The organism is Planococcus chinensis, from assembly GCF_020071995.1.
GTDB classification, from domain to species: Bacteria; Bacillota; Bacilli; order Bacillales_A; family Planococcaceae; genus Planococcus; species Planococcus chinensis_A.
This window is the reverse complement of the sequence record NZ_JABWTK010000002.1, coordinates 499,781-506,143: the sequence shown is the minus strand read 5'-3', so window position 1 is coordinate 506,143 and position 6,363 is coordinate 499,781. Positions and strand designations below refer to the sequence as shown.

The following is a 6,363-nucleotide window of genomic DNA, read 5'->3' as shown; positions in this document are numbered from 1 at the left end:
CAGCCCATTTAATTTCGCTTGAATATACGTTTTTGCTCATGCAAAAACACCTCCGATTTGTGTACTTATTAAAAGTGTACCATCTCGAAGGTGTTTTATATTGTCCCATTTAATTATGTTAGTCTAGCCGTTCCAGTGTGTTGGAACGGCCTTTTTCTTTTGTCTCAAACTTTTGTTTTAAAATTACTTTTTATTCAGACTTCTTAACCTTTATTTAACCTTTCATCCCTAAGATAGGGGGACGACGGAAAACTTCTGAGCGGTCTATCCACTTCAGAAGGCGGTGCCGCGCTTATTCGGGCCGGCATATTTTAAAAAAACGCATAAAAGGGGAGTCATTATGGGGAAATTGTCGAAGCTAGGGTTTTTGCTGATGTTGGTTTTAGCCATGTTTTTGGCTGCGTGCGGATCGAATGAACCGGAAAGCAATGCAGCCAATGGAGAGTCGGGCGGCAAGGAAAAGAAAACGCTGCGCATTGTAACGGACGGCGCCTATGCACCGATGGAATATATGGACGGCGGCAAAGTGGTCGGTTTCGGCGTAGATTTTGCAAAAGCGATTGTTGCAGAAGCGGGTTATGAGCCGAATATTGAAGTGATTGGCTGGGATCCGATTTTTGCGGAAATCGAAGGGAAAACGGCAGATATGGCGGTTTCTTCGATTACGATCAATGACGAACGCAAAGAGACCTATGATTTTTCTGTGCCTTATTATCTTTCTACCAATAAAATCTTGGTGCCTAAAGACAGCGATGTAGCAAGCGGCGCCGACTTGAAAGGCAAGAAAATTGCCGTGTTGAACGGTTCGACCGGACAGGAAGTGGCAGAGAAGATCGTCGGCGAAAACAGCCGCGATATCTTGAAGTTCGCGGACAACAACTTGGCGATTCAGGAGTTATTGGCAGGCGGTGCGGATGCTGTCATTGCGGACAACACGATTGTTGAATACTATACGAAGATGAATCCGGAACAAAACTTGAAAGCAGTGGAAGATGACAGCTTTGCGGATGAATTTTACGGCGTGCTGTTCCCAAAAGGCAGCGACTTGAAGCCTGAAATCGACGAAGCCATCAACGCTGTATTTGAAAGCGGAAAGTATGCGGAAATTTATGAGCAATGGTTCGGTGCACAACCGGATATCGAGACGTTAAAAGCCCAACAATAAGCAAATGGATGGAAGAGGAATTGCGTAACTCTAGTGACTAGTGTTACGCAATTTTTGTAAGAAAATTCATGGAGAATGGGAAAGAGAGGACAGTTTATGGATTTTCGTTTTGATTTAATCAGGGATTACTTGCCTTTTTTCCTGGAAGGGACTTTGTATACGATCGGGGTTTCCCTTCTTGGCATTTTGTTCGGCACCATTTTGGGTTTGCTGATCGGCGTCGGGAAAATGCTGAAGAATAAGCTATTAGCATTTCCGTTTATTTTGTTCATTACGTTCTTCCGCGGAACGCCGTTGTTTGTGCAGATTTTGCTGATCCATTTCGGGTTAATTCCGCTCGTAATCGGACAGACGAGTGCCATTGTCGCGGGGGTGGTGGCGCTGACGCTAAATGCATCTGCCTATATTGCGGAGATTTTCCGTGCCGGGATCCAGTCAATCGACCGTGGGCAGATGGAGGCTGCGCGTTCGCTTGGCCAGACGCATCTCCAGGCGATGCGCTATGTGATTTTGCCGCAGGCGGTCAAACGGATGATTCCGCCGCTCGGCAACGAATTTATCGTGCTGCTGAAGGACTCCTCGCTGCTCGCCGTCATCACGGTGCCGGAATTGATGTACTGGGGGCGGGCATTCCAGGGGCAATACTATAAGATTTGGGAGCCGTATTTGACGGCGGCACTCATTTACTTGATTTTGACCTTATCCATGAGCTTTATTTTAGACCGTATAGAAAAGAGGTTGGCGACAGAATGATTCGAGTCGAGAACTTAAAGAAAACATTCGGGGAAAACGAAGTTTTGAAAGACATTAGTGTAGAGATTAGACCGCAGGAAGTGGTCGTTGTCATCGGGCCGTCGGGTTCCGGCAAGTCGACGTTCCTGCGCTGCATCAATTTGCTGGAATCGATCACCGACGGCCATGTCTATATCGAAGGCGTCGACATCACCAATAAAAAGACGAACATCAACAAAATCCGCACCGATGTCGGCATGGTGTTCCAGCAATTCAATTTGTTCCCGCACCGCACAGTGCTGGAGAACATCACGATGTCCCCGGTCAAAGTGAAAGGCATGGACGGCAAAGCGGCGAAGGAAAAAGCGTTGGCGTTGCTGAAGAAAGTCGGCTTGGCGGAAAAAGCCAATGTGTATCCGGATTCCCTGTCAGGCGGCCAAAAACAGCGGGTGGCGATCGCCCGAGCTTTGGCAATGGATCCGAAAATCATGCTGTTTGATGAACCGACGTCTGCGCTCGATCCGGAAACGGTCGGTGAAGTGCTGGAAGTCATGAAGCAGCTGGCACTGGAAGGCATGACGATGATTGTCGTGACGCACGAAATGGGCTTTGCCCGGGAAGTCGGCGACCGTGTGCTGTTTATGGACGGCGGCTATATCGTCGAAGAAAACACGCCGCTGGAATTGTTTACACGTCCGCAGCATCCACGGACGCAATTGTTTTTGAGCAAGGTTTTGTAGGAGGTTGACACGTTTTAAAGAAGCATTTGTAGACCGTGGATCGGCTAAAAGAGAATTGATGATTTAGGGGATGAGACCACATGACGTACGAACAATTAGTGAAAGCCCATTTATCAAATTATAAAGTAAAGAAGCTGGCGGTGACCCGCCCAAAGAAATGGAGGGGAGGCGAGATGGATTATCATTATATCTTGCCGGCTAACCGGCGGGAATTGAATTTTCTCAGCCCGTACAGAACGGAAACAGGCAAATTTATTGAAGCGGAAGGCATCCAGCTCCATCCTTCTTTTCATTATTTGAATTCCTCACAGGCTGTTTGCGTCAACTTTTTTTACCCGTTTATTGCGGAAGGGCAATGGCCCTTGTTGCTTAAGGTTCTAGGGATGGAAGGGGAAGAAGTGGAGTCGTTCCAGTTTGAAAAAATGATGGGCGAAGGGGAACAGACCACTTTTGACTTTTACTTGAAATTGAAATCCGGCAGAGACATATTTTTTGAAGTCAAATATACGGAAAACAGTTTTGGCCATGCCCCAGACGAAGACCAGTACGAGAAGCAGTACCAGAAAGTACATCAGAAAATACTGGCCGGTGAAATCCAGCCGAGCGCGGAAGAGTACACGGCTTTGTTGAAGAATCATCAAATGCTGCAGCAGATTGCTTACGGAAAACCGGACGGGAACCGAATTGTCGTGTTTATCTGTCCGGAGAACAATAAAAGCCTGCAGCTGGAATATCGCCAGGTGATGGACCATGTGGTGGTGCCGGAATTACAGGGAAGCATTCGAATGGTGACGTGGGAAAATTTGCTGAAGGATTTAAAGATCCACTTGAAGTCCAATCTGCAAGTGCCTGGTAAACTGGTTCATCATTACCGGGAATTCGAAGATAAGTATTTTCCAATTTGATGTTCAGTGCAAAGGTGGAGTCAAGAGGTAGCGGGTAAATGGGGGACTGGTCCATTTTAATTCGCCGAAGCGAGAGAGTTTATGTTGTGGCCTAAGCAAAGTGAAATGAAAAAGCGCTGCTTCTTCTATGTAATTGAAGAAAGCGGCTTTTCATGTTTCACCTGCTATCCAAATAGGTAATGTATTAAAGGAAGGATTCCTTTGGCGCATGTCGAAGTAGTCCGTGAAGGGAGAGGATCAATTTGAGTATGCAAAACATCAAAGCGAACGACTTGGTAAGAGATGAGTACGGGAATTATTATGAAGTGGTAGGCGTACATATGGATGGCGAAACATTAAAAGCGTTGGAGGTGTCGAATTTGTATTTTGAAACTTCGTTCCGGACGGCGGCGGACAGCAGCAGTCTCGGCGAGGAATACAAAGACAAGCCGATCGGCGTTTATTTGCAGGACCAGATGAATGCGTATATCAGCGAAGTGCAGGCAAACGAGCGGCCGATTTACGGCATCCGCGATTTGATGGTCAACCGCATCAAAGTGTATGCGGTGGATATTACGCAGCCTCATCCGAAGCGGAATCAGACGGTATAAAGTGAAGAGCCCTATCCAGTGAAATCAGCCGATTTCATGGAAAGGGCTCTTTTTTTGTTATGAAGAACATTCTATCTAAACAAAAATCTGATATGTTTAATTCCATTTTGACGGGGAAAAGTAACATATCCTAAAAATAAAAATGGAAAATATAAACTATTAGGAAGAAGGTTTTACTTTGGGCATGAATCCTATCGTATTGGTCATCATTATTTTCCTGATCAGCATCGTCTATGTGACCTTGTCGACGGTCCGGATGATATTGATGATGAAAGGGTACCGCTATCTCGCTGCGGGCTTGTCAATTATTGAAGTCATCATCAATATTTTAGGTCTTGGGCTCGTACTCGAGAACATTTCGGAAATTCAGAACTTGATTTCGTATGCGGTCGGTTTCGGGGCAGGTGTGATTGTCGGTTCGATGATCGAAGACAAAATTTCACTCGGCTATGTCACCGCGACGGTAGTGTCACCGGAAAACTCCGATCACTTGTCAAAGCAATTGCGTGAAAAAGGCTACGGGGTGACGGACTGGGAGACGAACGGCCACGAAGGACCACGCCGTTCGCTGCAGATTTTGACGCCGAAAAAACGCGAACTGAAACTGTACCAGACGATCAAAGAACTGGAGCCGCAAGCCTTTGTGGTTGCCAACGATTCAAAGACAATCCACGGCGGGTTCTGGATCCGTACCGTAAGAGGCAGAACGATGACGCATCGGTAATTGAAGAAGAGGGGAAAGCTGCCGGAACTCGAGAAGAGTTCCGGCAGTTTTTTTGTTTTTAAAGGGTGTGCAAGACTTGGGTGAAGCGGGCAGAAAATTCTTATCCGTGTTTTTGGCGGGTTCTATCGGTGTTTTTTCAGTTTCTATCGAAGTTATTCGGTTTTCTATCAGGGTTTTTAAAGTTCTTATCGGCGTTTCTTGGATTTCTATCTGCATTCCTCAAAATGGCGCATTCAGGTCAAAGGAATAAATGGAAAGCCCTTCGCTGAAGCGAAGGGCCCTAAACCCAAAGCGCATTTTGCCTGGGCAAAATGCAATCAGTCTAAAATCTTTAAGGCAGTTTCTTGTGAGTTCTATCGAAGTTTTTTTAATTTCTACCGAAGTTTTTCGTATTTCTATCAGTGTTTCCTAGCTTTCTATCGAAGTTATTCAATTTTCTATCGAAGTTTCTTTTTCGAAACTCTATAAGAAGTTCAAAGGATAGAATGGAAAGCTCTTCGCGAGCCCGACCGGCAAAAAGCAATCAGGCCGCAAAAGGCGTTTTTAGCATTTGTTGTAGATATTGGATGCTGGCGGCAATAGCGCTTCTGCATTAAAGGGTTCTCGAGTTAGGAGGAATAGCTTAGCTTTTTAAAGAAAAATGAAAATAAATAATCATTTTTAAATTTAATATTGAAAGTTAATTGTCAAAATGATATAGTTCGATTAATAAAATATTCAAAAAAGAAAAGGAGGCCGGTTCGGTATTCGGCTGCTAGCAGCAAGAGCATCGATCATTACAAAGAGATGGGGAGTTTTCGCATGACGGTTTTAGAACAAATCAGCAAGAAATTAATCGTTTCCTGTCAGGCATTGGAGGACGAACCGCTTCATGACCCGTACATCATGGGCAAAATGGCGCTGGCCGCCAGACAAGGCGGAGCTTCCGGCATCCGGGCCAATACGGTGAAGGATATCCAGGCAATCAAGAAAGAGGTCGATTTGCCGATTATCGGAATCATCAAGCAGGATTATCCAGAATGCAACGTCTACATCACGCCGACAATGAAAGAAGTAGAAGCGCTGCACGAAGAAGGCGTCGACATCATCGCATTTGATGCGACGAAACAGCAACGGCCGGACGGCAAGACGTTCGAGCAATTCTTTTCGGAAGTGAAAGCGAAATATCCGGAGCAGCTGTTCATGGCGGATGTTTCAACCTTGGACGAAGCGATTGCCGCTGAACAGGCGGGCGTCGATATCGTAGCCCCGACCTTAGGAGGCTATACGCCGTATTCCGAAGGAACGGTTCCACTCGAACTGCTTGAACAGATGGTTGAAGTCGTATCGGTGCCGGTAATTGCCGAAGGGAATTTCGATACACCGGAAAAAGCCAAAAAAGCGTTGGAACTCGGGGCTCATGCGGTCGTGGTTGGAAGCGCTATCACCCGCCCGCAATTGATCACGGAGAAATTTGTAAATGCCATCCAGGAAAAAATCAGCAACACCCAATAAGAAAGGGACAGGT

Annotated in this window: 7 protein-coding genes; all 7 read left to right on the top strand. The window is 46.1% G+C overall.

The features are described from left to right. Positions 1-340 precede the first annotated feature (340 nt). The 7 genes from HU147_RS05455 (at position 341) to HU147_RS05425 (ending at position 6,350) form a co-directional block, all read left to right on the top strand. The gene (locus tag HU147_RS05455; RefSeq protein WP_224075282.1) at positions 341-1,165 is read left to right on the top strand and encodes a transporter substrate-binding domain-containing protein; all 825 of its coding nucleotides are present in this window, start codon (positions 341-343) and stop codon (positions 1,163-1,165) included. Between the two features lie 96 nt (positions 1,166-1,261). Then, the gene (locus tag HU147_RS05450; RefSeq protein WP_224075281.1) at positions 1,262-1,918 is read left to right on the top strand and encodes an amino acid ABC transporter permease; all 657 of its coding nucleotides are present in this window, start codon (positions 1,262-1,264) and stop codon (positions 1,916-1,918) included. Then, positions 1,915-2,637: an amino acid ABC transporter ATP-binding protein gene (locus HU147_RS05445; RefSeq protein WP_224075280.1), complete on the top strand. Its 723-nt coding sequence runs from the start codon at positions 1,915-1,917 to the stop codon at positions 2,635-2,637. Before HU147_RS05450 ends, HU147_RS05445 begins: the two co-directional genes overlap by 4 nt. A gap of 80 nt (positions 2,638-2,717) precedes the next feature. Further along, positions 2,718-3,542, top strand: coding sequence for a PGN_0703 family putative restriction endonuclease (locus HU147_RS05440; RefSeq protein ID WP_224075279.1), 825 nt, complete (start codon positions 2,718-2,720; stop codon positions 3,540-3,542). Between the two features lie 242 nt (positions 3,543-3,784). Continuing rightward, the gene (locus tag HU147_RS05435) at positions 3,785-4,132 is read left to right on the top strand and encodes a hypothetical protein (protein ID WP_224075278.1); all 348 of its coding nucleotides are present in this window, start codon (positions 3,785-3,787) and stop codon (positions 4,130-4,132) included. Between the two features lie 184 nt (positions 4,133-4,316). Continuing rightward, a complete protein-coding gene (locus HU147_RS05430) occupies positions 4,317-4,856 on the top strand; it encodes a DUF2179 domain-containing protein (protein WP_224075277.1) in 540 nt (179 codons plus the stop codon). A gap of 801 nt (positions 4,857-5,657) precedes the next feature. After that, entirely contained in the window at positions 5,658-6,350 is a 693-nt protein-coding gene (locus HU147_RS05425) for an N-acetylmannosamine-6-phosphate 2-epimerase (protein WP_224075276.1), read from the top strand. Positions 6,351-6,363 lie beyond the last annotated feature (13 nt).

Bases quoted from the DNA above. Each gene is read 5' to 3' on its own strand.
- HU147_RS05455 (WP_224075282.1), top strand. From the start codon at position 341: ATGGGGAAATTGTCGAAGCTAGGGTTTTTGCTGATGTTGGTTTTAGCC.
- HU147_RS05450 (WP_224075281.1), top strand. From the start codon at position 1,262: ATGGATTTTCGTTTTGATTTAATCAGGGATTACTTGCCTTTTTTCCTG.
- HU147_RS05445 (WP_224075280.1), top strand. From the start codon at position 1,915: ATGATTCGAGTCGAGAACTTAAAGAAAACATTCGGGGAAAACGAAGTT.
- HU147_RS05440 (WP_224075279.1), top strand. From the start codon at position 2,718: ATGACGTACGAACAATTAGTGAAAGCCCATTTATCAAATTATAAAGTA.
- HU147_RS05430 (WP_224075277.1), top strand. From the start codon at position 4,317: ATGAATCCTATCGTATTGGTCATCATTATTTTCCTGATCAGCATCGTC.
- HU147_RS05425 (WP_224075276.1), top strand. From the start codon at position 5,658: ATGACGGTTTTAGAACAAATCAGCAAGAAATTAATCGTTTCCTGTCAG.